The organism is Streptomyces sp. NPDC036822, from assembly GCF_055609145.1.
In genome coordinates this window covers 481,621-504,815 of sequence record NZ_JBVJPY010000004.1, presented here as the reverse complement: position 1 = coordinate 504,815, position 23,195 = coordinate 481,621, and the positions used below count along the sequence as shown (strand labels likewise).

The window sequence follows — 23,195 nt, the reverse complement described above, 5'->3', positions numbered from 1 at the left end:
ACCTATTCCTGTCGGGGTGAGGCGCGAGCTCGCCCACGCGACAATAGTAGTGGAATGTTCAACCATGTGTGGGTGTTGACGGAGGCACCTCCCCCAGGGTGACAGAGCGGGGGCCCGGCGAAGGGAACGAAGTGAGCGAGACCTATTACGAGTTCGGGACCGCCGGCGAGCGCTGGGACCGCGCCCGGCTGTTCTTCGAGGCGAAGGAGTACCTCACGGCCGCGCGCATCCTGCGCGGCCTGGTCGCCGAGCACCCCGGGCAGACGGCCCAGCGCCTGCTGCTGGCGCGCGCCTACTACCACTCGGCGCAGCTCTCGCGGGCCGAGACCGAACTCCGTGCCGTGCTCGACCGCGACCCGGTGGAGCACTACGCCCGCCTGATGCTCGGACGCACGCTGGAGCGCCAGGGACGGCCCGCGGAGGCGGCGCCCCATCTCCGGCTCGCCGCCGCGATGTCAGGGGAGGTAGCGGAGTAGCCCTCGGACAAGGGTGCGGGGCGGGCCCTCGGCCGCGTGCCCGAGAACCTTGGGTAGGGTCGGAGCGGGAGGTCGATCGTGGGCGCGCACCGGAGAGGTCGTGACGAGGGGCGAGCGGGTGGCGCCTGGGCGCACCTGCTGTTCGTCGTCCTGCTCTCGCTCGGCGTGGTCGTGATGCACACGGTGGGCCATCCCGACGGCTCGTCCGCAGGCGGCGCGACCGCCACGGTTCATGTCTCCGCCGCCGGAGCCCACGCGCCTGACGGCGCGACAGGCGCGGCGGTCCGGGAGGTCCCCACCACGACCGGGTCGCCCGCCCCTTCGCACGACTCCGGCCTGGCGATGGACATGACCACGCTCTGCGTGGCCGTCCTCGGCGCCTGGCTGATCGCGGGGCTCGTGCGGGCGGCGCTCGGCCGCCGCCGCGACGTGCCGGCCGCGCTCCTCGCCCGCCTCCGGGCCGGCCTGGGCCCGAACGCCCCGCCGCCCCGGCCTCCCGACCTCGCCCAGCTGTCCGTCCTGCGGATATAGGCCTGATCCGCCCCCGCGGGTGCCTGGTGCGCCCGCGGACGCGCCCTTCAGCCCTTTCCGCGCGTACGCAGGGGCGTACGCCGCACCGACAGCACACGAGGTGTGACACATGCGTGCCTTCACGAACCCGACCGCCCGGAAGCTCGCCGTCGCCGGCGCCGTGACCACCGCCGGGCTCCTGCTCTCCGCCTGCGGCTCCGGCGACACGTCGGCGAACGGGTCCGGTCACGGGCCGGACCACGGGAGCAAGCCCTCCGCGTCCGCCACCGCCTCCGGGGCCGACACCGCGCCCGGCGCGTTCGACGACGCCGACGTGAGGTTCGCCCGGATGATGATCCCGCACCACGAGCAGGCCCTGGAGATGGCCGGGCTGGCTCGCGGCCGGGCCCAGGACGCCGAGGTCAGGAGGCTCGTCGCCGAGATCGAGAAGGACCAGGGCCCCGAGATCCGGAAGATGAGGTCCTGGCTCGCCGCGTGGGGCGAGCCCGAGTCCACCGGCCACGACGGTCACGACGGTCAGGGCGGTCACGGGATGTCCGGGATGATGTCCGAGCAGGACATGAAGGACCTGTCGGCCGCCCGGGGCAAGGACTTCGACAGGAAGTTCGCCGAGCTGATGATCGCCCACCACGAGGGCGCGGTCGAGATGGCGAAGGCCGAGCAGAAGGACGGCCGCAACACCACGGCCAGGAAGCTCGCCGACGATGTCGTCCGCACCCAGTCCGCCGAGGTGGAGCAGCTGCGGAGGATCCTCGGCCGGCTCTGATCGGCGCCGTTCCGGGCAGGTCCCTCGCCACGCGTGGCGTGCGACCTGCCCGGTCCGCGACCGAGGTCAGTCGCGCGGTCGCGTACGGACGATCTCACCGCCCACCACGACCGTCTCGGCCACCGTGCCCGGGATCTCCTCCGGGTCCACGCGGAGGATGTCGCGGGACAGGACCACGAAGTCGGCGAGCTTGCCCACGGTCAGCGAACCGCGCTCGTCCTCCAGGAAGTTGGCGTAGGCCGAACCCATCGTGTACCCCTCGACGGCGGTGGCGACGTCGATCGTCTCCTCCGGCGTCCAGGGCTCCCCGCCGCCCGTCAGCGGGCGGCGGGTGACGGCGGTGTAGATGCCGACCATGGGATCCATCTCGGCGACGTTCCAGTCGCTGGAGAGCGCCAGCACCGCTCCCGCGGCGTGCAGGCTGCGCAGGGGCCACGCCTTGTGCCAGCGGTCGGGGCCGATGTTCTCGGCCCAGTCCTTTCCGGGGCCGGCGATGTCGGGCGCGGCGTGGCGGGGCTGCATGCAGGCGACGACGCCGAGCGCGGCGAAGCGCGGGGTGTCGGCCGGGTCGAGGCATTCCACGTGCACGACCTGGTGCCGGGCGTCACGCGGCCCGTTCACCTCCCGGGCGCGGGCGACGGCGTCGAGGACCGTGCGGATGCCGCGGTCGCCGGTGGCGTGGACGAAGCACTGGAATCCGCGGGCGTCGAGGCGGGTGAGCAGTTCGGCGAACTCCTCCGCCGGATAGAAGGTGTCGCCGCGGTGCCGGCCGCAGCCGGCGTACGGCTCCAGGAGCGCGGCCGTGCGCGGTTCGACGACGTCGTCGATGTACAGCTTGAGCGGGCCCACGCGCAGCCGGTCGTCGGCGTGGGTCCGTGCCGCGGCGGCGAACGCGTCGAGGTCCGCCTCGGTGGTGCCGCGCGGGTGGAAGAGCGCGGCGACGATCCGGGAGCGGAGCCTGCCCTCGGCGCGGGCCCGCTCGAAGAGGGCGAGGTCGTCGAGGGAGTTCTGGGGTTCGACGACGGTCGTGATGCCGTAGCCGATCGCGTCGTCGAGGCTCTTCGCGAGCCGGCCGTACTGGCGGTCGGGCGCCGCCCACGGCACGCCGAGCTCGCGCAGGGCGCGGTGGCCGTCCCGCGAGAGGCCCTTCACGGCGAAGTCCTTGACGAATCCCGTGGGTTCGCCGGTGTCCGGGTCGGTGGCGGCCTCGCCGAACGGAAGACTCGTACGGTCCCGGCCGACACCGAGCCGGCGCAGGGCCGCGGTGTTGAGCCAGGCGGTGTGCACGTCGTAGCTGAGGACGAGGGCGGGGGTGTCTCCGGTGACCGGGTCGAGGTCGGCGGCGGTGGGCATCCGGCCGCCGGGGATCGCGGAGTAGTCGAAGGCCTCGGCCTCGATCCACTCGGCGTCCGGGTGGGCCGCCCGCCAGGCGGTGATCCGCTCGTGGATCGCGTCGAGGGTACGGGCTCCGGCGAGCTGGACGCAGGCGTCGTCGGAACCGAGGCGCACGTGGTTGTGCGCGTCGATGAAGCCGGGCAGGACCAGACGGCCGCCCGCGTCCAGGATCCGGGTGTCGGGCCCGACCCAGGCGGCGGCCTCGGCGTCGTCACCGATCCAGACGATCCGCCCGTCGCGTACGGCCATGGCCTCGGCCTCGGGCAGGGCGGGGTCGACGGTGTGGATCCGGGCGCGGGTGAGGACGAGATCCACGGGGGTGGGGGTGTACATGGGGGTGAACTCCGGGTGCGGTGCTGACGCGTGTAGGGGTCGTGTGGGTGCGGGTGTGGGTGAAGTACGAGGGAGGGACCGGACCTAGGGAGGGCGTCACAGCCCAGGCGAGACCTTCCGGACACGACCTAGGGCCGGGCGGGTGCGACGGTGCGGCGCGCCAGGAGGACATAGACCAGCGCGGAGACCGCGGCACCGAGAAGGGTGAGGTCGGCCCCGCCGAGCGGTGCGACGAGCGGGCCGGTCCACAGCTCGGAGTCGCAGGTGAGCGCCGCGAAGAGCATGCCGGAGAGCAGGGCCGCCATCCCCGCGGGATGCCAGCCGGCGCGGTACCAGTAGGTCCCCCGCTCGCCGGCGTGCAGCGACGCGGAGTCGTAGTGGCAGCGGCGCAGCACCATGTCGGCGAGGAAGACACCGCCCCAGGGGGCGAAGACGATGATCAGGAGGGAGAGGAAGGCGAGGAGCGAGGTGGTGAAGTCGGTGAGGAAGAGGGCGCCGAGCGAGCCGAGGGCGGTGACTGCGGCGCTGATCACGATGGCGCGGGCACGGCTCCACGGGATCCCGAGGACCTGGAGGTTCAGGCTGGAGGAGTAGAGCGTGATGATCGAGTTGGTGACCGATCCACCGAGGACGAGGGCGAGGAAGAGCGGCTGGAACCAGCTCGGGAGCAGCCCTTCGGCGCCCGCGACCGCGTCCGTCATGTCGGTCTGGGTGGCGGCGGCGACCCCGGCCACGCCGAGGGCCACCGAGGAGAGGAAGCCACCGAGGGCGCCGCTCCAGGTGAGGGCCTTGAGCGAGGTGGTGCGGGGCAGGTAGCGGGTGTAGTCGGCGGGCATCGGGAGGTACGAGAAGGGGCCGGCGAGCATGACGACGAAGGCGAGGCTCCAGCCGGCGGCGCCGGGTCCGGCGGCCGGGGCGGCCGTGTCGGAGCCGGGGAGGACGAAGACGAGCAGCGCGGCGAAACCGGCGGCGAGGGCGTAGGCCATCCAGCGTTCGGCGAACTGGACGGTGGCGTGGCCCCACAGGGCGACGGCGAAGGTCATGGTCAGCGTGATCGCGAGCGCGAGGGCGCGGGGAAGGCCGCCGCCCCAGCCGAGGTCGGCGAGGAACGCCTCGAGCGCGAGGGTGCCGACGACCGTGTTGACGATGGTGTAGCCGATGCTGACGACCCAGTTGAGCAGGCCCGCCGGCCAGTTGCCGCGCACGCCGAAGGCGGCGCGGGAGATGACGAGGGTCGCGGTGCCGGTGCGGACCCCGCCGAGTCCTGCCGCGCTGATCGCGAAGAAGGCGAGGCCGCCCACGACGACGACGGCGGTGGCCTGCCAGAAGGAGAGGCCGAACGCGACGGCGAGGGCGCCGTTGATCACGTAGGTGAAGGTGAGGTTCGACCCGAACCAGAGCCAGAAGAGGTCCTTGGCACCTCCGTGCCGCTCGGCGTCGGGGATGGGGTCGATGCCGTGGCCCTCGACCTGGAAGACCTCGTCGCGGCCGACGACGGCCGTTCTGTCCTGTAGTGCCCTGTCCACTCTCGGCTCCCACCACTCCACAGACCTTGAATGCCGTTCTAGAAGATAGAACGCCATTCAAGATGTGTGAGAGGTGCCGGTCGCGTCAAGACCCCGGGGACCTGCGGTTAGAGTCGTGACCGTCAGGAAGCGGCGCGGCGGAGGCGGAGCGGGTGGCAGGGGCGGCACGACGGCGCGACGGGCACATCACCCAGGAACGGATGCTCGAAGAGGCCATGGCGGCCATCGCCGAGGACGGTCTGGCGGCGCTCACCATGTCGGCGCTCGCCGAACGGCTGGGGACGAGCGGCGGCCACATCCTGTACTACTTCGGCAGCAAGGACCTGCTGCTGCTGGCGGCGCTGCGCTGGAGCGAGGCGGCGCTCGCGGAGGAGCGCCGGTCGCTGCTGACCCGCAGGATGACGGCGGAGCGCAAGCTTGACCTCTTCCTCCGGCTCTACCTTCCGCGCGGGCCCCGTGATCCGCGCTGGACGCTGTGGATCGAGCTCTGGGCCCGGGCGTCGGCCAACACGGCCCTGGGCGAGGCTCAGCGGGAACTGGACCTCGGCTGGCAGGAGGACCTGGAGACGCTGCTCGCCAAGGGAGTGACGCAGGGGCGCTTCGCCCCGATGGACGCCTCCGAGGTGACCGGGCGGGCGTCCGAACTCCTCGCGCTTCTCGACGGGTTGAGCACCCGGGTCGTCCTCGGCCAGGAGGGGGGCCGCGACAGTCGCCCCGCCCTGGAGGCGGCGCGGGCGGCGACCGCCCGGCTGGTGCCGAAGGCCTGACGCCTCGCCGGTTCCGGTGCACGGCGGTCCGGTACACCGGCTCCGGCGTTTCGGGCCCCGGGCCGCAAGGCGGTCGGCCCGCAGGGGAGTTCACCCCGTCGGCGGCTCCTCCCACGGCAGGGGTTCCACCGGTGTCATGGGCCAGTCCGGGGCGCTCTGGCGGTGGCGCGACGACTCGGCGTTCCAGATGGTCTGTTCGGCGTGGAGCACCGGCCGGGACAGCCGGGCGACGGCGGGGTAGCAGGCGCCGACGGCCTGGGCGAGGGCGAGGGTGGCCTCGGCGTCGGAGGCGGCGTCGCCCGGGTGCGCGTGCGGGATGCCGTACCAGCGGGTGACCGCCTCCAGGGAGCGGCGGCCGGGGCGGTAGCGGTCGGCGTGGCGGTCCAGGACGAGGGGGTCGCAGACCGGGGCCACCCCACCGGGCAGCCGCTCCGTGAGCGGCCGCACGCCGTGGCGCAGGAGTTCGGCGTGGAGCAGGGACAGGACGTGGGGGGCGAACCAGACGACCAGCAGCTCCCCCGACGCCAGGTGCGCGGCGAGCAGGTCCGCCACCTCGGCGAGGGCCGGCGCGGCCGGGGCGCCCTCGGCGCGGGCCCGTTCGACGGTCATGCCATGTCCCTTGCCGGGCGCCACGGAGAGGAGATCGGATCCTGGATCCAGTATCCAGTCGCGGGCCGTCCCGTCACTGGTCCGTACGGATGCCGTGAGGACGCGGTCGACGGCCGCCCGGTTGCCGGTGGTCGCGATGTCCAGGGCCATGAGGCGGCGGCGGTGCCAGCCGGGGTGCGGGAGGCGGGCCGGTGGCCCCGGCTCCGGCACGTGTGCGCCGTGGTAGACCTTCCAGCCGCCCGTCCGGGCGCGCCGGAGCACGCCCGAACCGGCCTCGACCACCGCCCCGCAGACCGCGCACGGGGCGTCGTAGTCGTTGACGGGCCCGGCCGCCCCGGCCCCGGCGAGCGCGGGGTCCCCGGGCGCGGCGTTCCCGGCGCCGGGGCCGGCACCCTCCGTCACGGTCTTCCCCCGCTCATGACGTGCCGGTGCCGTCCCGGTACGCCTCCAGGAGCCGCAGCCATGCCTCGCTGAGCGTCGGGTAGGCGGGGACGGCGTGCCAGAGGCGCGCGATCGGGACCTCTGCCGCCACGGCGATCGTCGCCGAGTGCAGGAGTTCGCCGATGCCCGGCCCGACGAGGGTGACGCCGAGGACGGTCTCGCGTTCGACGTCGACGACCATACGGGCGTGACCCCGGTAGCCGTCCGCGTAGAGGCCGGCGCCGGCGACGCCCGAGAGGTCCAGGTCGACGGCACGGACGCGGTGTCCGGCGCGCCGGGCCTCGTCGAGCGAGAGGCCGACCGCCGCGGCCTCCGGGTCGGTGAAGACGACCTGCGGTACGGCGGCGTGGTCGGCGGTGGCCGCGTGCGCGCCCCAGGGGTCGTTCTCCGGGAGGGAGTCGCCCGCGGCGCGCGCGGCGATCGCCGCGCCCGCGATCCGGGCCTGGTACTTGCCCTGGTGGGTCATGAGCGCACGGCGATTGACGTCGCCGACGGCGTAGAGCCAGTCGTGGCCGGTGACCCGGAGGCTGTCGTCGACGTCGAGCCAGGAGCCGGGTTCCAGGCCGAGGGACTCCAGGCCGATGTCGTCGGTGCGCGGGGCGCGGCCCGTCGCGAAGAGGACCTCGTCGCCCTCGACGTGGTCGCCGCCCTCCAGGACGACGGTGACCGGCCCCGTACCCCCGTCGCGCACCACGGCGGACACGGAGACGCCGGTCCGGATGTCGGCCCCGCGTTCTGTGAGGGCGTCGGCGACGTGCTCGCCGACGAACGGTTCCATCCGGCCCAGCAGGCCCCCGCCGCGTACCAGCACCGTGACGTGCGAACCCAGCGCCTGCCAGGCGGTGGCCATCTCCGCGGCCACCACTCCCCCGCCCACGACGACGAGACGGTCCGGGACGCGGTGCGCGCTGGTGGCCTCGCGGCTGGTCCAGGGCCGGGCGCCCGCCAGGCCCGGCAGGTCGGGCAGCGCGGCGCGGCTGCCGGTGCACACGGCGACGGCGTGCCGGGCGGTGAGGAGGTGACGTTCGCCCTCGGGCCCGTCGACGGAGACCTTGCGGACACCGGTCAGCCGGCCGTGACCGCGCGCCAGGCGCGCGCCGGTCGAGTCGAGCCAGCCGACGGCCCCGTCGTCCTTCCAGTCCGAGACGTAGTAGTCGCGGTGGGCGAGCACGGCCGCGGCGTCCAGGGGCCCTTGGACCATCTGGCGGAGTCCCGGCACCTTACGGGCGTCGGAACGGGCGATCGCCGGGCGGAGCAGCGCCTTGCTGGGCATGCACGCCCAGTACGAGCACTCGCCGCCGACCAGCTCGCTCTCCACCACCGCCACGCTCAGTCCGGCCGCCCTGGCCCGGTCCACCACGTTCTCGCCGACCGGCCCCGCTCCCAGGACCACCACGTCGTACTCGTGCTCCACCGCTCGTGTCATGGCCCCAGTCTGGTGGCAGGGGTGCGGCGAGGCCACACAGGTGTGCGCCGTGGCCACACGGGAAGGTGCCGCCGTGCGGTCCCGGAATAGCGGGGCTCGGTACGCCGTTGTGCGGGTCGAGTCCCCAGGGGACCGTAAGGACACCGCCAGGAGACCGGAGAGGCAGGAAGTATGAGCACTGTTGAGCTCACCAAGGAAAACTTCGACCAGATCGTGAGTGACAACGACTTCGTTCTGATCGACTTCTGGGCTTCCTGGTGTGGTCCGTGCCGCCAGTTCGCGCCGGTCTTCGAGGCCGCGTCCGAGCGCCACGAGGACCTGGTGTTCGCCAAGGTGGACACCGAGGCGCAGCAGGAGCTGGCCGCCGCCTTCGAGATCCGGTCGATCCCCACGCTGATGATCGTGCGTGACAACGTGGCCGTGTTCGCCCAGCCCGGCGCGCTGCCCGAGGCCGCGCTGGAGGACGTGATCGGTCAGGCGCGCAAGCTCGACATGGACGAGGTGCGCAAGTCCATCGAGGAAGCCAAGCAGTAGGCACGGACGGACACGAAGGGGCGGTACGGGAGTGGTCCCGTACCGCCCCTTCGGCTGTCGCCGGTCCGTCACCGCCGCGCACGTGGGCGGCGGTGACGGGTCTCAGCGTTCCAGGACCAGCGCCAGGCCCTGGCCGACGCCGATGCAGAGCGCGGCGAGGCCCGTGCCCGTGCCGGCCGCCGCGAGCTGATGGGCCACCGAGCCGGCGAGCCGGGCTCCGGAGGCTCCCAGGGGGTGGCCGATCGCGATGGCGCCACCGCGCGGATTGACGATCGCGGGGTCCAGTTCCGGCCACTCGGCGAGGCAGCCGAGGGACTGGGCGGCGAAGGCCTCGTTCAGCTCGAAGGTGGTCAGGTCGGCGAAGGAGCGGCCGGCCTTGCCGAGCGCCCGTCCCACCGCCTCGACCGGCCCCAGGCCGAAGAGCTGCGGTTCGATGCCGGTGACGGCCGAGGCTCGGATCCTGGCGAGCGGCTCGCGGCCGGTCTCCCGCAGCCCCTCCTCGTCGACGAGGAGCAGGGCCGCGGCGCCGTCGTTGAGCGGCGAGGCGTTGCCCGCGGTGACCGTGCCCCCGTCGGGGCGGAAGGAGGGCTTCAGCCGGCCCAGGGCCTCCAGCGAGGTGGCGTCGCGGATGCACTCGTCACGGGCCAGGTCCACGCCCGCGTAGGGGACGACCTCGTCGTCGTGGAGTCCCTTCGCCCACGCCTCGGCCGCCTTCCGGTGGCTGGCGAGCGCGAACGCGTCCTGCGCCTCGCGGGTGATGCCGTGCTTGTCGGCGATCAGCTCGGCGCCCTCGCCGAGCGAGACGGTCCACTCCGCGGGCATCCGGGGGTTGGTCATGCGCCAGCCCAGCGTCGTGGAGTGGAGCTGCTGGTGCCCGGCCGGGAAGGCTCGCTCGGGCTTCTGGAGGACCCAGGGCGCCCGGGACATGGACTCGACACCGCCCGCGACGACCACGGAGGCGTCGCCGAGGGCGATGGCGCGGGCGGCCTGGATCACGGCCTCCAGGCCGGAACCGCAGAGCCGGTTGACGGTGACGCCGGGCACGGAGGTGGGGAGGCCCGCGAGCAGGACGGCCATGCGGGCCACGTCGCGGTTGTCCTCGCCGGCGCCGTTCGCGTCGCCGAAGTAGACGTCGTCGACGCGGGCGGGATCGAGGTCGGGAGCGCGGCCGATCAGCTCCCGGACGACATGGGCGGCCAGGTCGTCGGGGCGCACGGAGGAGAGGGCGCCTCCGAACTTGCCGATCGGGGTGCGGACGGCGTCGACGATGTAGACGTCGCGGATGCTCATCGGTTCTCTCCCACGGGGACCTTCGACCGGAACGGTTCGCCTGGTGAACTTTCCTTCATGATGGTGCGGCCCGAGTCTGTGCCGGACGGCGCGTCCTGTCAACGGCCCGAGCGGTGGTGGATGGCGTATACAACCGTCGTACGGGAGGGGGCGCCGGGCCGCCGTACGGGAGAGGCGGCCGGCCTCAGGGTCCGGGCGCGTGCCGGATGAGGGCCGTCAGGCCGTAGTCCAGCTCACGTCCGTCGACCAGCAGGGCCTCCACCGTGCGGGTCTCCGGGTCGATCTCGGCGGTCAGGCCGTGGCCCTCGTAGCGCGGATAGCCCGACGAGCCCTGCCGGCCGGTGGCCTCGACCACCGCCGAGCGGACCGCGCTGTCCTCCACGGAGGCGCCTCCGCGGTCCTCCACGTGCTCGGGGACGAGCAGGATCTCGAAACGCTGCGGAACTTTGCTCATGTGTCCGACGCTAGACGCTCGACGCGGCTCACGCCGGACGGCCGGGACGGGGGGCGCCGGGGCGCCCTGCCGGACGACCGCCCGCGCCGGACGGCCCGGGCGCGGGGGCCGGGGCGGACCCTCACTCGCTCCGGTGCCGGCCGGGCGTCGGCATCGACCCGCAGGCCCTCCGGCCTCAGCCGGACCCCCGCAGGCCGGCCGGGCGTCGGCATGGACCCCCGGGATCCTCCGGCCTCAGCTGGACTCCCGCCGGACCACCCGTGACGTCATCAGGTCGTGCGCCCGCGGCATCGACTCCGGGTCACGCACCGCCCGGTCGACGAGCTCGGCCAGGTGCCTGCCGATCACCATGTCGATCTGGACCGTGCTCAGCCGGGGACGCAGCAACCGCCCGAGGAGGAGGTCGTCCGAACCGATCACCGCCGTCTCGCCCGGGATGTCGATCCCCGCGTCCTGCAGGGCCCGCATCAGCAGCATCGCGTACTCGTCGTTGTACGCGAAGACACCGTCCAGGCCCTTCTCGCGCCAGGCCGCCGCCAGCTCGTTCGCGGACTCCTCGTCGTAGCTCAGGGGCAGGGGCTCGACGGTGGCGCCGGTCCCCTGCGCCGCCTGGCGGACGCCTTCCAGCCGCGGACCGGAGAACATCTCCAGGCCGGGCTCCTGGGGGACCACCACGCCGATCCGGCGGCTGCCCCGGGCGACGAGGTGCTCACCCGCCACCCTCCCCACCCGCGCCTGGTCCATCACCAGCGCGTGCGTGCCCTCCAGCCGCTGCGAGCCGACGGTGATCACCGCCTTGGCGCCGGAGCGCTTGAGGATCTCCACGCCCTGCGGGGTCAGCCGGACCTCGCCGAGGGAGACGACGGCGACCGGCCGCAGCTCGGCCCAGGCGCGGGCGGCCTCGTCGCCGTCGAGGCCGAGGCTGCCGTACTGCACCACCGTGTAGTCGAGCCGGCGCAACGCCCACTGGAGCTCGTTGAAGAACCGGTTGTACAGCGGTCCGACGGGCACCTGCGCCGTGGGCAGCAGGACCATCCGGCTGTGGCCCGCGCGCAGGCTGCGGGCCGCCGCGTGCGGTACGTACCCCAGCTCCTCGGCGGCCTCCCGGACCCGGCGGCGGGTCGGTTCGCTGATCCGCACGGCGGCGGTGTTGTTCAGCACGTACGACACGGTGGCTCTGGACACGCCCGCCAGCCGCGCGACATCGGCGCTGGTCGGTACGGGACGTTCGGCGGACTGTCTCGGTGACTGGCTCATCGCTCCGGCATCTTTCCAGACCGATCAGGACGAAGGTCTGGCGGAGGGGCGGATTCGGGTGCCGCCCGGCACTGACACGCGACACTGACGCGAGTCAGCTCGCGCGTTCCGGGCCCGCGCCGCGGATCGACGCCCCCGTCGGCCCGCTGTCCGTCCCGGCGAGTGGCGGATACCCGGCCCTCGTTCCCGACGCGGCCGTACTGTCGGTACCCGGCGCACGCGCCGTGCGCCCGACCCGTATGGTGCCGAGAGCGGCGGCACCCGTTCCGAGAGGCATGAACGTGCGGCTCCACACCACGACATGGGGATCCGGTGACCGGATCGCGCTGCTGATCCACGGCATCATGGCCGACCACCGCACCTGGCGCCGGGTCGGGCCCGCGCTCGCCGCGCGCGGCTACCGGGTGACGGCCGTGGATCTGCGCGGCCACGGGGCGAGCGACCGTGCCACCGGCGCCGAGGGGTACACCCCGCGGGACCACGCCGACGATCTGGTGGACACCCTGCCCCGCGGGGCGGAGCTGGCCATCGGGCACTCGCTCGGCGGTCTCGCCCTCGCCCTCGCCGTGGAGCGGCTCGCCCCGCGCCGGGCGGTGTACTCCGACCCGGCCTGGCACCTCCCGTCCGGGACGGACGGGTACCGCCCCGAGCTGTTCACCCGGGCCAAGGCCCTCACGCGGGAGCACATACGCCAGTTCAACCCCCGCTGGGCGGAGGAGGATCTGGACATCGAGGCCGACACCATCCGCCTGTGGGACGAGCGGACGGCCCACGGCCTCGTGGACTTCGCCGGACGTGATGCCTGGCCGGTGCGACCCCATGTCCCCTCACTGATCACGCTCGCCGATCCGAGCATGCTGGTGTCCCCCGACAGCGCCCGGATGCTCAAGGAGCGCGGCTTCGAACTCCGTACCGTCCTCGGTGCCGGCCACACCATCCACCGGGACGATTTCGAGGGGTTCATGACCGCTCTGGAGGGGTGGATCTGACGTACCTTTTGGTCATGGACGACGTCTCGATGGTGGGAATGCTCGGCCGGGTCACCGGCACCGTCGGGCCCGGCCTCGTCGGCGAGGTGATCGTCCGCATCCGGGGTGGGGCCGAGCACTTCCTCGCCTATCCGGCCGTGGGCGAGGCCCGGATCGAGACCGGGACGGTCGTGACTGTCGTGGAACATCTCCCTCCACGCACCGTCTATGTCACAGCCGCGTACGGCGGTTGACCGATCCATTGAGCGCCGGGCGCCCTGGGCGCACACTCCCTTCACCGGATCCGCGCGGCTCCGGTGAAGGGGGAGCTGACCATGGACATCGGCATCCTGGCGGGCGTCGCGTTCGGCGCCGTCATCGTCCTCATCACACTGTTCAAACTGATGTGGCGCGTCGCGGAACCCAACGAGGCACTGATCATCTCCGGCTCCAACCACCGGATGGAGGGGCTCGGGGAGGGCATGGGGTTCCGGATCGTCACGGGGCGCGGCACCCTCGTGGTGCCGGGCGTCCAGGCGGTACGCAAGCTGTCGCTCGACCTCAACGAGACCCAGCTGTCCGTCGAATGCGTGACGCACCAGGGCATTCCGCTCAAGGTCCGCGGCGTGGTGATCTTCAAGGTCGGTGACGACTTCGTGTCGATCGCCAACGCGGCCCGCCGCTTCCTCGATCAGCAGAAGCTGATGTCGGAGCGGGTGCACATCGTCTTCGCCGGTCATCTCCGCGCCATCGTGGGCGGGTTGACGGTCGAGGACATGATCCGCGACCGCGAGAAGCTGACCGGGCAGGCGCGTTCGGCCTGTGGCACCGAGATGGAGAAGCTCGGTCTGATCGTGGACTCGCTACAGATCCACGAGATCGAGGACCCGACCGGATACATCAAGAACCTGGCCGCGCCGCACGCGGCCGCGGTGCAGCGCGATGCGCGGATCGCGCAGGCGGAGGCCAACCGGCGGGCGACCGAGGCCGAGCAGCAGGCCGCCGCCCGGATGTCCGAGGCCACCCGGGACAGCGAGATCCTGCAGGCCGGCTACCAGGCCGAACGGGACCAGGCGTCGGCCAAGGCGCGGCAGGCCGGGCCGCTGGCCGAGGCCGGAGCACGCCAGGAGGTCGTCGTCCAGGAGACCCGGGTGGCCGAGCTGGAGGGCCACCGCAAGGAGCAGCAGCTGCAGGCGGAGGTCCGCAAGCCGGCCGACGCCATGGCGTACGAGACCAGGACGCTGGCCGAGGCCGAGCGCGACGCCCGGATCTCGGCTGCCCAGGCGGAGGCGAAGGAGACCGAGCTGGCGAGCGCGGCGCGGGCGACGGCGACGCGGCTGACGGGTGAGGCCGAGGCGGCGGCGCAGCACGCACGGGGCCTGGCGGTCGCGGAGGCGGCACGCGCGAAGGGTCTGGCCGAGGCCGAGTCGATCAAGGCGAGGGCCGCGGCGCTCGCGGAGAACCAGGAGGCGGTGGTGGCCCAGCAGCTGGCCGAGAGGTGGCCCGAGATCGTCGAGGCGGGTGCGTCGGCCTTCGGCAACGTGGACCAGATGGTCCTCCTGAACGGCGCCGACGGGATGGGCGAGATGTTCGCCAAGGCGCTGACCATGGGCGGGACGGGGCTGGGTCTGGCCCGTCAGCTGCTGTCGACGATGAACCCCGGCGCGACGCCGGCGGCGGACGGGCGGGGCGGCGCGTCGCCGGCCCCGGTCGCCGCCGGGACCGCGCCCGCGCCGCGGAGCGAGGCGATCGAGGTCGTCGACGACGGCGGGCGGTAGGCGGGCAGCGGGGCCCGGCGCCCTGACGGCGCCGGGCCCCGGTCGCGTCCCCGTCCTGTGCTCAGGGCGGGGCCGTCGTCGTCCGGAAGGTCAGTTGTGACCGAACTTCCGTTCCTTCCGGTGGGAGGACCGCTCCACGAGCGGGCGTGAGGACTCGCTCGCGGCGGAGGTGCCGGGCTGCTCCTTCGCCGCCACGGCCGTCTTCTGTTCGTGTCCGCCCGTACGGGCTCCATGGTTCACCCGGGTCTGCTTCTTGCCCACGATCGTGCCTCCTGTGACTCCTGGAGCGGGACGCTGGGGCCGTTCTCAGACTCGCACGCGGGTACGGGGGGCGCATGTCAGGGTGCGGCCGCGCCCTCGGCCAGGACGCCCCAGAGGTCGGGGTCCTCGAAGTTGAGGGCCCACAGGGCGGTGTTCACGACGCCGTGGCGGCGCAGGACGGGCAGATGGACGGCGACGCCCCGCGCGTCCTGGTACCAGACCTCGTGGCGGAGACCGCCCCACTCGTAGGTGAAGTACGGGGTGCCGGAGACGGGATCGAGCCGGTAGGGGGCGTTGTGGGCGCGGCGCAGCGCGTCGGCCTCCTTCCAGGTCACGTGCGCGGTCTTCCCCTCTCCGGCGGTGACCCAGTCCCAGCCGTAGGCGGGCAGCGCGAGCTCGATGCGCTCGGGCGGCACGAGGGAGGTGGCGGTCCGCAGCACCTCGTCGTACCAGGCGGTGCTCGCGAGAGGGCCGGGGGCTCCGCCCGCGTAGTGCAGGTTGTAGGCCATGACGCGGACGCGGTCGGCCGCCTTCCCCAGGGCGGCGTAGTCCCAGACGCGGCCCGTCGTGGTGGTCTGGGGGCTGACCGTGACGACGCACTGCTTGGCGAGCGCGTGCAGCCGGGCGCAGACCTCCGTGACCAGCGACGCGTACGCCTTCCGTACGGCGGGGTAGGCGGCGTCACCGGTGGTGGCGATGGTCTCGTAGTCCAGGTCCAGGCCGTCGTAGTCGCCGCTTTCGGCGACGGCGACGAGGGCGTCGACGTGCGTGGCGCGCCGGGCGGGGTCGGTGAGGATCCCGGCGAGGACGCCGGAGGGCAGGGTCTCCATGACCGTGGGAACGACCTTGATGCCGGCGCGGTGCAGGCCGTCCACGACGAGGCGCTCGCCCGCGCCGGGGTGGGGGTCGATCCGGTCGGCGGCCTTCGTCTCGTACCAGAAGGGGCTGACCGTGTGCAGTTGGTCGGCGTGGCGGAGGGCGGCGAGGTAGGCGGCCTCCTGGTCCCAGTAGGGCAGCCAGGCGGAGACGGTGCGCGGCGGCTGATCCTCGCCCGCGGCGGGCCCGCCGGGGGTGGCGGACGGCAGCGGTTCCCGTGCGGGGGCCGGTGCCGGGGTCGCCCATGCCGGGCGCGGCGGGCCGGCCGGGAGGACGGACAGGAGGCACGCCAGCAGCCCGGTCACCAGGACGGCTGAACGGAGGCGCTTCGTACGGGCGGGGGTCGCCGGGTCGTGTCGGTGAGGTCTCGCCTGGGCCATGGCCCGAGCCTCGCCCCACCGCCCGCGCACCGCCCCGTGGGTGGCCCATCCGGGTCTGGGGGTGTCTTGTCGATCTTGCCGGGGACACGGCGGCGGTGGCCGCCGCACCGGACCACCCGGCCCGTGATCCGGTGGTCCCGTCCGGTCAGGCGCCCGCGAAGGTCCGCTGGAAGGCTCCCAGCGTCGTCCGGCCGGCCGTACGGTCGAGGATCGCGAAGACCGCCTCGTCGAAATGACGGGCGAACCGCCCCTCGCCGGTGAGCAGCGCCCGGAACGCGCCCGCCACCTCGGCGGGGTCGTTCTGGAAGACGCCGCACCCCCAGGCGCCCAGCACCAGCCTGCGGTAGCCGCCCGCGACGGCCGTCTCCAGGACACGTTCGGCGCGGGCGGCGAGGGCCGCCGGGACGCGGTCGGCGAGCTGCGGGGCCTGGCGGCGGATGACGCCCGCGTTCGGTGCGGGAGAGGTGAGGAAGCCGACGGTGAACGGTTCGTCCAGCAGCGCGCCGCGGTCGTCGCGGAAGACGGGGACGCCCGGCGAGAGGATGACCCGGTCGGTGTAGAACGCGTCCCGCTCGGCGCGGTGGTGGGCGTAGTACTCGGGGACGCGCAGGAGCGTGGTGTAGAGGGCGGAGGCCCGGCAGACGGCCTCCTCCTGGGCCTGGGCGCCGTTGAGGTAGCCGCCGCCGGGGTTGCGGGCGGAGGCGAAGTTCAGGACGGCGACCGGCTCGGCGCGGGCGGCGGTCAGGCGGCGGGCGGCGGCGAGGCTGCTCTCGTCGGTGACCTCGACGGTGGTGTCGCGGTCGGTGCCGGGGGTGACGGGGACGGGGTCGGGGCCGTACAACCGGGTGCCTTCCACCGCCGCCGTCAGCTCCGCCTCGATGGACACCCGGCGGCCGTCGGGGGCCCGGTAGTGACCCGCCTCGACGATCTCCTCGGTCTCTGTCGCGATCCCCCGCAGTCGTGCGCTCATGCCCGCAAGGTTGATCGACTTCGCGCCGCGGGAGCAAGGGGTTTTACCGCCCGGGGCCGGAGGGGCGGTCTTGCACGCCCGCCGGTGGTGCCTTTAGGTGGAATCAGCGGCTCCCCACCACAGGAGGAATCGACATGTCGTCGAGCGGTATACCGCCGGACGGTCCGCTTCTGACCGAGGACGAGGCAGAGGATCTGCTGCGATGTATCTGCTTCAAGACGGGCCCGCCCCGCACGGTCGGGGTGGAGGTGGAATGGCTCGTCCACGAGCTGCGTGACCCGCGGCTCCCCGTCCCGCCCCGGCGGCTGGCCTCGGCCGTCGACACCGTCCGGACCGTGCCGCTGGCATCGTCCCTGACCTTCGAACCCGGCGGCCAGCTGGAGCTCAGCTCGCCGCCCGCCGCCTCCCTCATGGAGTGCGTCGACACCCTCTCGGCCGATCTGGACGCGGTGCGCGACGCGCTCGGCCCTCTCGGTCTCTCCCTCAGCGGTTACGGCGTCGACCCCTGGCAGGCTCCGCGCGAGCGGGTCCTGCGCGAGCCGCGCTACGACGCGATGGAGGCCGCCCTCGACCGTACGGGTCCGGCCGGCCGGGCCATGATGTGCGAGTCGGCGTCGGTCCAGGTCTGCCTGGACGCCGGCCACCCGGAGCCGGGCCCCCTCGGCTACCACCGGCGCTGGCAGCTGGCCCACCTCCTCGGCGCGGTGCTGGTCGCCGCGTTCGCCAACTCCGCCGTCCACGGGGGGCGCCCCACCGGATGGCGTTCGACCCGGCAGGCCCTGTGGACCGATCTGGACCCGGCGCGCGCGCTCGCCCCGGTCCCGGTGGACGGGGAGCCGCGCGCGGCCTGGGCCAGGCACGTGCTCGACACCCCGGTGATGTGCGTACGGGGCGACGAGGCACCGTGGCACGTGCCGAGCGGGCTGACGTTCCGGCAGTGGCTGCGCACCGGGCGGCCCCGGCCGGTGCGCGAGGAGGACCTGCGCTACCACCTGACGACGCTCTTCCCGCCGGTACGGCCGCGCGGCCATCTGGAGCTGCGCATGATCGACGCGCAGCCGGGACGCGACGGCTGGATCGTGCCGGTGGCCGTGACCACCGCCCTGTTCGACGACCCGGAGGCCGCCGAGACCGTCTACCGGGCCGTCAAGCCGCTCGCGGAGTACGCGGGATCCGCCGCGGCGCCGCGCAATCCGCTGTGGCGGGCGGCGGCCCGCGACGGGCTGGCGGACCCCTGGCTGCACGCCGCCGCCCTGGTGGCGTTCCCGGCCGCCTTGGAGGCGCTCCCCCGGATGGGGGCGAGCGAGTCCGTCCAGCGGGCGGTGTCCGCGTTCCACGAGCGCTATGTGATCCCCGGTGGCTGCCCGGCCGACGACCTGCGGAAGGTGGCGTCATGACCGTGACCGACGACCCGACGGCCCTGCGACGGCGGGCGCTCGACGCGCTCACCACGGCGCGCGAGCGCACCGCGCTGCTCACCTCCTGTGTCGAGGACGACGAGCTCACCGCCCAGCACTCCCCCTTGATGTCGCCCCTGGTGTGGGACCTGGCGCACATCGGCAACCAGGAGGAGCAGTGGCTGTGGCGGGCGGTCGCGGGCCGTGACGCGCTGCGGCCGGAGATCGACTCCATCTACGACGCGTTCGAGCACCCCCGCTCCAGCCGGCCGACCCTGCCCCTGCTGCCGCCGCGCGAGGCGCGCGCGTACGCCTCCGACGTACGGGGACGGGTCCTGGACGTCCTGGCGCGTACACCGCTGGAGGGCCGTCCGCTGGTGGAGGCCGCCTTCGCCTTCGGGATGATCGCCCAGCACGAGCAGCAGCACGACGAGACCATGCTGATCACCCATCAACTGCGCACGGGGCCGGCCGCGCTGACCGCCCCTCCCCCGCCGGCGTCGCCGCACGGACCGCTGCCCGTCGAAGTCCTCGTCCCGGGCGGCCCGTTCACGATGGGCACCTCCGACGAGCCCTGGGCGCTGGACAACGAGCGTCCGGCGCACACGAGGGTCGTCCCGGCGTACTACATCGACACCGTGCCGGTCACCAACGGCGCCTACATGGCGTTCATCGCGGACGGCGGCTACACCGACGCACGGTGGTGGCAGGCGGAGGGCTGGGACCAGATCCGGCAGCACGACATCCGGGCACCGCTGTTCTGGCGGCGCTCCGGGGGCCAGTGGCTGCGCCGTCGCTTCGGCGTGACGGAGCCCGTCCCCGAGGACGAGCCGGTGGTCCACGTCAGCTGGTACGAGGCGGACGCCTACGCCCGCTGGGCGGGGCGCAGGCTCCCGACCGAGGCCGAGTGGGAGAAGGCGGCCCGCCACGACCCGGCGACCGGACGTTCGCGGCGCTACCCCTGGGGCGACGCCGACCCGGCCCCGGCGCACGCCAACCTGGGCCAGCGGCATCTGCGGCCGGCGCCGGCGGGCAGCTATCCGGAGGGCGCCTCACCGCTCGGCGTACGGCAGCTGATCGGGGACGTCTGGGAGTGGACGGCCGGCGACTTCCTGCCGTATCCCGGCTTCACGGCCTTCCCGTACAAGGAGTACTCCGAGGTCTTCTTCGGTCCGGCGCACAAGGTGCTGCGGGGTGGTTCGTTCGCCGTCGACGCGGTGGCCTGCCGGGGGACGTTCCGCAACTGGGACCTGCCGGTGCGCCGGCAGATCTTCTCCGGCTTCCGTACCGCGCGGGACGCGGAGGTGCTCTGATGTGCCGTCATGTCGCCTATCTCGGCGACCCCGTGGCGATCGGCGAGCTGGTGCTCGCGCCGGAGCACTCGCTGAGCCGGCAGGCGTGGGAACCGCGCACCCAGAGCAGCGGGGTGGTGAACGCGGACGGGTTCGGGGTGGGCTGGTACGCCGAGGGGGACCCGGTCCCCGCGCGCTACCGCCGGGCGGTGCCGATCTGGGCCGACACCTCCTTCACCGATCTGGCGCGCGTGGTGCGCACCGGTGCCTTCCTCGCCGCCGTCCGGGGTGCCACCCGGCCCGGCGCCGACGGCGAGGCGGCGGCGGCTCCGTTCGGCGCCGGGCCGTGGCTGTTCAGCCACAACGGGGCGGTCGAGGGCTGGCCGGACGCGACGGCCGCGCAGGCCGCGGCGCTGTCGCCCCGGGAGTGGCTCCGGCTTGAGGCGCGGACCGACTCGGCGTTCGTGTGGGCCCTCGTGCTGCACCGGCTGCGGGCCGGGGACCCGCCCGAGCAGGCGCTCGGCGACACCGTCCGGGAGGCCGCCGGCGCGGCGCCCGCCTCACGGCTGAACCTGCTGCTCACCGACGGGACGCGGATCGCCGCGACGGCCTGGGGGAACACGCTCTACTCCCTGACCGGCCCCGACCTGAACGGCTCGCCGCGCACGGTCGTGGCCTCGGAGCCGTACGACGACGACCCGCTCTGGCGCGAGGTGCCCGACCGCACGCTGCTGACCGCCACCCGTACCGAAGTCACCCTCACCCCGCTCAAGGAGCCCTCTCTGTGAGCCCGTTCCAGCTGACCCGCACCCTTCCCGAGGACGCCACCGAGGCCGACCTGCGCGCCGACGTGCTGCACGGACTGACCCGCACCCCGAAGGAGCTGCCGCCGAAGTGGTTCTACGACGCCCGCGGCAGTGAGCTGTTCGAGGAGATCACCCGGCTGCCCGAGTACTACCCGACCCGCGCGGAGCGGGAGATCCTGGTCGACCGCGCGTCCGAGATCGCGGCGGCGACCGGGGCGCGGACCCTGGTGGAGCTGGGGTCGGGCTCCTCGGAGAAGACCCGGTTCCTGATCGACGCGCTGCTGCCCGGCCTGGAGAGCTATGTGCCGGTGGACGTGAGCGAGTCGGCGCTGACGGGCGCCGCCGAGGCGCTGCTCGCCGAGCGGCCCGGACTCCACATCCACGCCCTGGTCGCCGACTTCACCCGCGGTCTGGCGCTTCCGGGGACGCCCGGGCCCCGTCTGGTGGCGTTCCTGGGAGGCACGATCGGCAATCTCCTGCCGGCCGAGCGGTCGGTGTTCCTGCGGTCGGTGCGGGCGATGATGTCCCCCGGCGACGCCCTGCTGCTCGGCACCGACCTGGTGAAGGACGAGGCGACGCTGGTCGCCGCGTACGACGACGCGGCCGGGGTGACGGCGGCGTTCAACAAGAACGTGCTGTCCGTGATCGCCCGCGAGCTGGACGCGGACGTGCGGCCGGAGGACTTCGACCACGTGGCGCTCTGGAACCGGGAGCGGGAGTGGATCGAGATGCGGCTGCGCGCGCGGCAGGCGGTGACGGTGAAGATCCCGGAGCTGGATCTGGTGGTGCCGTTCGAGGCGGGCGAGGAGGTCCGGACGGAGGTGTCGGCGAAGTTCCGTCAGACGGGCGTACGCGAGGAGCTGGCGGCGGCCGGCCTGGAGCCGACCCACTGGTGGACGGACGGGGAGGGCCGGTTCGCGCTGTCGTTGGCGACGGCGCGCTGAGCGGCGCGGGCGAGGTCCCGGCGGTTCGGATACTGGACGTCGGATATCGGATCCGATATCCGTATCTCCGCGGTGAGACCGCGGGCCGTCGCGATCCGCCACAGCGAGGCGGCCAGCGGGTCCTCGCCCACGAAGGCGGCCGGTCCGGCGGGGCGGTAGTCCAGCCGGACCGGCCGTACGGGGGCGCCCGCGTCCAGGGCGGCCTGGAAGGCGGCCGGACGGAACGTGCCTTCGGCCCGGCCGCACCAGGTCGACCCTTCCGGGAAGACGACCACACGCCCGCCGTCGGCGAGGATTCCGGCCATCTCGCGCACGGTACCGGGCAGGGCCCGCAGCCGGTCGCGGTCGATGAAGAGGGTGCCGCCCCGGGCCGCGAGCGGTCCGAGCACGGGCCAGGCCCGGACCTCGCGCTTGGCGAGCATGCGCCCGGGAAGGACGGTGGCGACGAGCGGGATGTCCAGCCAGGAGATGTGGTTGGCGACCACCAGCATCGGGCCGGTGGCGGGCACCGGCCCGCCGGTGACCCGGACGCGGACGCCGAAAGCCCGCACCACCGTCCGGCACCACTGTCGGGTGAGCCGGTGGCGGACGCCGGGAGGCAGGGGTCCGGCGAGGGGGGCGAGCAGGATGCCGGCGAGTACCACGGCGAGGGCCGACGCCAGCCTCAGGACGGCCCTGACGGCCCCCACGGTGACGCAGCCGGGGCCTCGGTGCGCGGCGCACCGGCCGGGGGTGCAGGGCGCGGAGGGCAGCCAGGGGGACGGGGCCGTGTTCACCGCGCCGGCGCGAGGGAGAGGAAGTGGCGCAGGTAGCGGGGGTTGGTGTTGCGCAGCGAGAGCAGGACGTAGAGGTCGGCGACGTCGAAGTCCGGGTCGTGGGCGGGGGCCCCGCACACCCAGGCGCCGAGCCGGAGGTAGCCGCGCAGCAGCGGCGGGAGCTCCGTGCGGCCCCGGGGGCGGGTGACGCCGTCGGGGGTCCAGAGGCGGTGGGGCGTGACCCAGTACTCCTCGGGGGCCAGGTGCTTGGTCCTGACGGTGTCCCAGGTGGCGGCGGCCAGCGTGCCGCCGTCGGCGAGCGGTATCGAGCAGCAGCCTGCCAGCCAGTTGTGGCCGGTGTTCGTCATGTAGCGGGCGAGTCCGGCCCAGACGAGCGCGATGACGGCGCCGTTGCGGTGGGCGGGGTGCACGCAGGAGCGGCCGACCTCGACGAGGTCGTCGCGCAGGGGGGCGAGCCGGCCGAGGTCGAACTCGCCCTCGGAGTAGAGGCGGCCGGCGATCCGGGCGCGCTCGGGCGGCAGGATGCGGTAGGTGCCGACGACCTCGCCGGTCGCCTCCTCGCGTACCAGCAGGTGGTCGCAGTAGGCGTCGAAGGCGTCGGTGTCCAGACCGGGTTCGGGGCCGTCGAGGCGGGCGCCCAGCTCCCCGGCGAAGACCTGGTGACGCAGCCGCTGGGCGGCGCGGACCTCCTCCTGGTCGCGGGCGAGGCCGACCACGTAGCGGGGCGGTCCGGCGGGCGCCGGGCCCTGTGCGGAGCCGGTGCCGGAGCCGGTGTCGGTGCTCGGAACGGAGAGGCCGGCCGGGACGGGCACGGCGGGGGCACCGACCGCCGGGGCGACGGCGACGGCTGCTGCGGGCGACGGTGCGGGCATGGCGGGCTCCTGCGGTGGACGGAAGGGGGACGGTGAGGGCCGGGCCGCGCGGGGCGGTGGTCCGGCTCCT

Annotated in this window: 24 protein-coding genes; 12 read left to right on the top strand and 12 right to left on the bottom strand. The window is 73.9% G+C overall.

Annotation, left to right across the window (positions count from 1 at the left end; translation table 11 throughout):
• Window positions 1-131 precede the first annotated feature (131 nt).
• The 3 genes from ACZ68P_RS12850 to ACZ68P_RS12840 all read left to right on the top strand — a co-directional run bounded on the left by ACZ68P_RS12850 (window position 132) and on the right by ACZ68P_RS12840 (window position 1,773).
• Window positions 132-476, top strand: a complete 345-nt coding sequence (locus ACZ68P_RS12850; protein WP_471005435.1) for a tetratricopeptide repeat protein — start codon at window positions 132-134, stop codon at window positions 474-476.
• Window positions 477-554: 78 nt separating this feature from the next.
• Entirely contained in the window at window positions 555-1,007 is a 453-nt protein-coding gene (locus ACZ68P_RS12845; RefSeq protein WP_471005434.1) for a DUF6153 family protein, read from the top strand.
• Between the two features lie 109 nt (window positions 1,008-1,116).
• Entirely contained in the window at window positions 1,117-1,773 is a 657-nt protein-coding gene (locus tag ACZ68P_RS12840; protein ID WP_471005433.1) for a DUF305 domain-containing protein, read from the top strand.
• A gap of 66 nt (window positions 1,774-1,839) precedes the next feature.
• Here ACZ68P_RS12840 and ACZ68P_RS12835 read toward each other — a convergent pair whose 3' ends face one another.
• Together ACZ68P_RS12835 and ACZ68P_RS12830 are read right to left on the bottom strand one after the other, a co-directional pair.
• The gene (locus ACZ68P_RS12835; protein ID WP_471005431.1) at window positions 1,840-3,501 is read right to left on the bottom strand and encodes an amidohydrolase; all 1,662 of its coding nucleotides are present in this window, start codon (window positions 3,499-3,501) and stop codon (window positions 1,840-1,842) included.
• Window positions 3,502-3,629: 128 nt separating this feature from the next.
• Window positions 3,630-5,027 (bottom strand): purine-cytosine permease family protein, encoded by a 1,398-nt coding sequence (locus ACZ68P_RS12830; protein ID WP_471005429.1) that lies wholly within the window; start codon window positions 5,025-5,027, stop codon window positions 3,630-3,632.
• Window positions 5,028-5,179: 152 nt separating this feature from the next.
• Here ACZ68P_RS12830 and ACZ68P_RS12825 point away from each other — a divergent pair, with 152 nt between their 5' ends.
• Window positions 5,180-5,794, top strand: a complete 615-nt coding sequence (locus ACZ68P_RS12825) for a TetR/AcrR family transcriptional regulator (protein WP_471005427.1) — start codon at window positions 5,180-5,182, stop codon at window positions 5,792-5,794.
• Window positions 5,795-5,884: 90 nt separating this feature from the next.
• On the opposite strand, the gene ACZ68P_RS12820 is transcribed toward ACZ68P_RS12825, so the two are convergent.
• Both ACZ68P_RS12820 and ACZ68P_RS12815 read right to left on the bottom strand, forming a co-directional pair.
• Entirely contained in the window at window positions 5,885-6,805 is a 921-nt protein-coding gene (locus ACZ68P_RS12820) for a 3'-5' exonuclease family protein (protein WP_471005426.1), read from the bottom strand.
• A gap of 13 nt (window positions 6,806-6,818) precedes the next feature.
• Window positions 6,819-8,270, bottom strand: coding sequence for a dihydrolipoyl dehydrogenase family protein (locus tag ACZ68P_RS12815; RefSeq protein ID WP_471005425.1), 1,452 nt, complete (start codon window positions 8,268-8,270; stop codon window positions 6,819-6,821).
• Window positions 8,271-8,441: 171 nt separating this feature from the next.
• Here ACZ68P_RS12815 and trxA point away from each other — a divergent pair, with 171 nt between their 5' ends.
• Window positions 8,442-8,804 carry a thioredoxin gene (gene trxA, locus ACZ68P_RS12810; RefSeq protein ID WP_391134125.1) on the top strand — a complete coding sequence of 121 codons (363 nt, stop codon included), beginning with the start codon at window positions 8,442-8,444 and terminating at the stop codon, window positions 8,802-8,804.
• A 102-nt stretch (window positions 8,805-8,906) separates the two neighbouring features.
• Here the strand turns inward: trxA and ACZ68P_RS12805 are convergent, their stop codons facing one another.
• The 3 genes from ACZ68P_RS12805 to ACZ68P_RS12795 form a co-directional block, all read right to left on the bottom strand.
• Entirely contained in the window at window positions 8,907-10,094 is a 1,188-nt protein-coding gene (locus ACZ68P_RS12805) for a thiolase family protein (protein ID WP_471005423.1), read from the bottom strand.
• A gap of 184 nt (window positions 10,095-10,278) precedes the next feature.
• Window positions 10,279-10,548, bottom strand: a complete 270-nt coding sequence (locus ACZ68P_RS12800; RefSeq protein ID WP_471005421.1) for a hypothetical protein — start codon at window positions 10,546-10,548, stop codon at window positions 10,279-10,281.
• Window positions 10,549-10,782: 234 nt separating this feature from the next.
• On the bottom strand, window positions 10,783-11,805 hold the full coding sequence (locus tag ACZ68P_RS12795; protein ID WP_471005420.1) for a LacI family DNA-binding transcriptional regulator: 1,023 nt from the start codon (window positions 11,803-11,805) through the stop codon (window positions 10,783-10,785).
• A 281-nt stretch (window positions 11,806-12,086) separates the two neighbouring features.
• On the opposite strand from ACZ68P_RS12795, the gene ACZ68P_RS12790 reads away from it, so the two are divergent.
• From ACZ68P_RS12790 to ACZ68P_RS12780, 3 genes are all read left to right on the top strand, one after another.
• Window positions 12,087-12,794, top strand: coding sequence for an alpha/beta fold hydrolase (locus ACZ68P_RS12790; RefSeq protein ID WP_471005623.1), 708 nt, complete (start codon window positions 12,087-12,089; stop codon window positions 12,792-12,794).
• A gap of 14 nt (window positions 12,795-12,808) precedes the next feature.
• Complete coding sequence (locus ACZ68P_RS12785; RefSeq protein ID WP_365716109.1) at window positions 12,809-13,027, top strand: hypothetical protein; 219 nt, start codon at window positions 12,809-12,811, stop codon at window positions 13,025-13,027.
• A gap of 81 nt (window positions 13,028-13,108) precedes the next feature.
• Complete coding sequence (locus tag ACZ68P_RS12780) at window positions 13,109-14,551, top strand: flotillin family protein (RefSeq protein ID WP_471005417.1); 1,443 nt, start codon at window positions 13,109-13,111, stop codon at window positions 14,549-14,551.
• Window positions 14,552-14,641: 90 nt separating this feature from the next.
• Here the strand turns inward: ACZ68P_RS12780 and ACZ68P_RS12775 are convergent, their stop codons facing one another.
• The 3 genes from ACZ68P_RS12775 to ACZ68P_RS12765 form a co-directional block, all read right to left on the bottom strand.
• Entirely contained in the window at window positions 14,642-14,812 is a 171-nt protein-coding gene (locus ACZ68P_RS12775) for a hypothetical protein (protein ID WP_471005415.1), read from the bottom strand.
• 77 nt (window positions 14,813-14,889) lie between these two features.
• Window positions 14,890-16,068 (bottom strand): glycosyl hydrolase family 18 protein, encoded by a 1,179-nt coding sequence (locus ACZ68P_RS12770; protein WP_471005412.1) that lies wholly within the window; start codon window positions 16,066-16,068, stop codon window positions 14,890-14,892.
• A 145-nt stretch (window positions 16,069-16,213) separates the two neighbouring features.
• Entirely contained in the window at window positions 16,214-17,038 is an 825-nt protein-coding gene (locus ACZ68P_RS12765) for a TIGR02452 family protein (RefSeq protein ID WP_471005411.1), read from the bottom strand.
• A gap of 134 nt (window positions 17,039-17,172) precedes the next feature.
• Between ACZ68P_RS12765 and egtA the strand changes: the two genes are divergently transcribed.
• From egtA to egtD, 4 genes are read left to right on the top strand one after another with little or no spacing between them, the layout of a single operon-like run.
• A complete protein-coding gene (egtA, locus tag ACZ68P_RS12760; protein WP_471005410.1) occupies window positions 17,173-18,435 on the top strand; it encodes an ergothioneine biosynthesis glutamate--cysteine ligase EgtA in 1,263 nt (420 codons plus the stop codon).
• The gene (gene egtB, locus ACZ68P_RS12755) at window positions 18,432-19,748 is read left to right on the top strand and encodes an ergothioneine biosynthesis protein EgtB (RefSeq protein WP_471005408.1); all 1,317 of its coding nucleotides are present in this window, start codon (window positions 18,432-18,434) and stop codon (window positions 19,746-19,748) included. Before egtA ends, egtB begins: the two co-directional genes overlap by 4 nt.
• Entirely contained in the window at window positions 19,748-20,515 is a 768-nt protein-coding gene (gene egtC / locus ACZ68P_RS12750; protein WP_471005406.1) for an ergothioneine biosynthesis protein EgtC, read from the top strand. The genes egtB and egtC overlap by 1 nt, the downstream gene beginning before the upstream one ends.
• Window positions 20,512-21,477 (top strand): L-histidine N(alpha)-methyltransferase, encoded by a 966-nt coding sequence (gene egtD / locus ACZ68P_RS12745; RefSeq protein WP_471005404.1) that lies wholly within the window; start codon window positions 20,512-20,514, stop codon window positions 21,475-21,477. Before egtC ends, egtD begins: the two co-directional genes overlap by 4 nt.
• Here egtD and ACZ68P_RS12740 read toward each other — a convergent pair.
• Complete coding sequence (locus ACZ68P_RS12740) at window positions 21,372-22,253, bottom strand: lysophospholipid acyltransferase family protein (protein WP_471005403.1); 882 nt, start codon at window positions 22,251-22,253, stop codon at window positions 21,372-21,374. The two genes, egtD and ACZ68P_RS12740, sit on opposite strands and share 106 nt — an antisense overlap.
• Window positions 22,250-23,125 (bottom strand): GNAT family N-acetyltransferase, encoded by an 876-nt coding sequence (locus tag ACZ68P_RS12735; RefSeq protein ID WP_471005401.1) that lies wholly within the window; start codon window positions 23,123-23,125, stop codon window positions 22,250-22,252. Before ACZ68P_RS12735 ends, ACZ68P_RS12740 begins: the two co-directional genes overlap by 4 nt.
• Window positions 23,126-23,195 lie beyond the last annotated feature (70 nt).

What these genes read in the sequence shown, in the direction of transcription:
- ACZ68P_RS12840 (WP_471005433.1), top strand. Translation starts at nt 1,117, where the DNA reads ATGCGTGCCTTCACGAACCCGACCGCCCGGAAGCTCGCCGTCGCCGGC.
- ACZ68P_RS12835 (WP_471005431.1), bottom strand. Translation starts at nt 3,501, where the DNA reads ATGTACACCCCCACCCCCGTGGATCTCGTCCTCACCCGCGCCCGGATC.
- ACZ68P_RS12815 (WP_471005425.1), bottom strand. Translation starts at nt 8,270, where the DNA reads ATGACACGAGCGGTGGAGCACGAGTACGACGTGGTGGTCCTGGGAGCG.
- trxA (WP_391134125.1), top strand. Translation starts at nt 8,442, where the DNA reads ATGAGCACTGTTGAGCTCACCAAGGAAAACTTCGACCAGATCGTGAGT.
- ACZ68P_RS12805 (WP_471005423.1), bottom strand. Translation starts at nt 10,094, where the DNA reads ATGAGCATCCGCGACGTCTACATCGTCGACGCCGTCCGCACCCCGATC.
- ACZ68P_RS12800 (WP_471005421.1), bottom strand. Translation starts at nt 10,548, where the DNA reads ATGAGCAAAGTTCCGCAGCGTTTCGAGATCCTGCTCGTCCCCGAGCAC.
- ACZ68P_RS12795 (WP_471005420.1), bottom strand. Translation starts at nt 11,805, where the DNA reads ATGAGCCAGTCACCGAGACAGTCCGCCGAACGTCCCGTACCGACCAGC.
- ACZ68P_RS12785 (WP_365716109.1), top strand. Translation starts at nt 12,809, where the DNA reads ATGGACGACGTCTCGATGGTGGGAATGCTCGGCCGGGTCACCGGCACC.
- ACZ68P_RS12780 (WP_471005417.1), top strand. Translation starts at nt 13,109, where the DNA reads ATGGACATCGGCATCCTGGCGGGCGTCGCGTTCGGCGCCGTCATCGTC.
- ACZ68P_RS12770 (WP_471005412.1), bottom strand. Translation starts at nt 16,068, where the DNA reads ATGGCCCAGGCGAGACCTCACCGACACGACCCGGCGACCCCCGCCCGT.
- ACZ68P_RS12765 (WP_471005411.1), bottom strand. Translation starts at nt 17,038, where the DNA reads ATGAGCGCACGACTGCGGGGGATCGCGACAGAGACCGAGGAGATCGTC.
- egtA (WP_471005410.1), top strand. Translation starts at nt 17,173, where the DNA reads ATGTCGTCGAGCGGTATACCGCCGGACGGTCCGCTTCTGACCGAGGAC.
- egtB (WP_471005408.1), top strand. Translation starts at nt 18,432, where the DNA reads ATGACCGTGACCGACGACCCGACGGCCCTGCGACGGCGGGCGCTCGAC.
- egtC (WP_471005406.1), top strand. Translation starts at nt 19,748, where the DNA reads ATGTGCCGTCATGTCGCCTATCTCGGCGACCCCGTGGCGATCGGCGAG.
- ACZ68P_RS12735 (WP_471005401.1), bottom strand. Translation starts at nt 23,125, where the DNA reads ATGCCCGCACCGTCGCCCGCAGCAGCCGTCGCCGTCGCCCCGGCGGTC.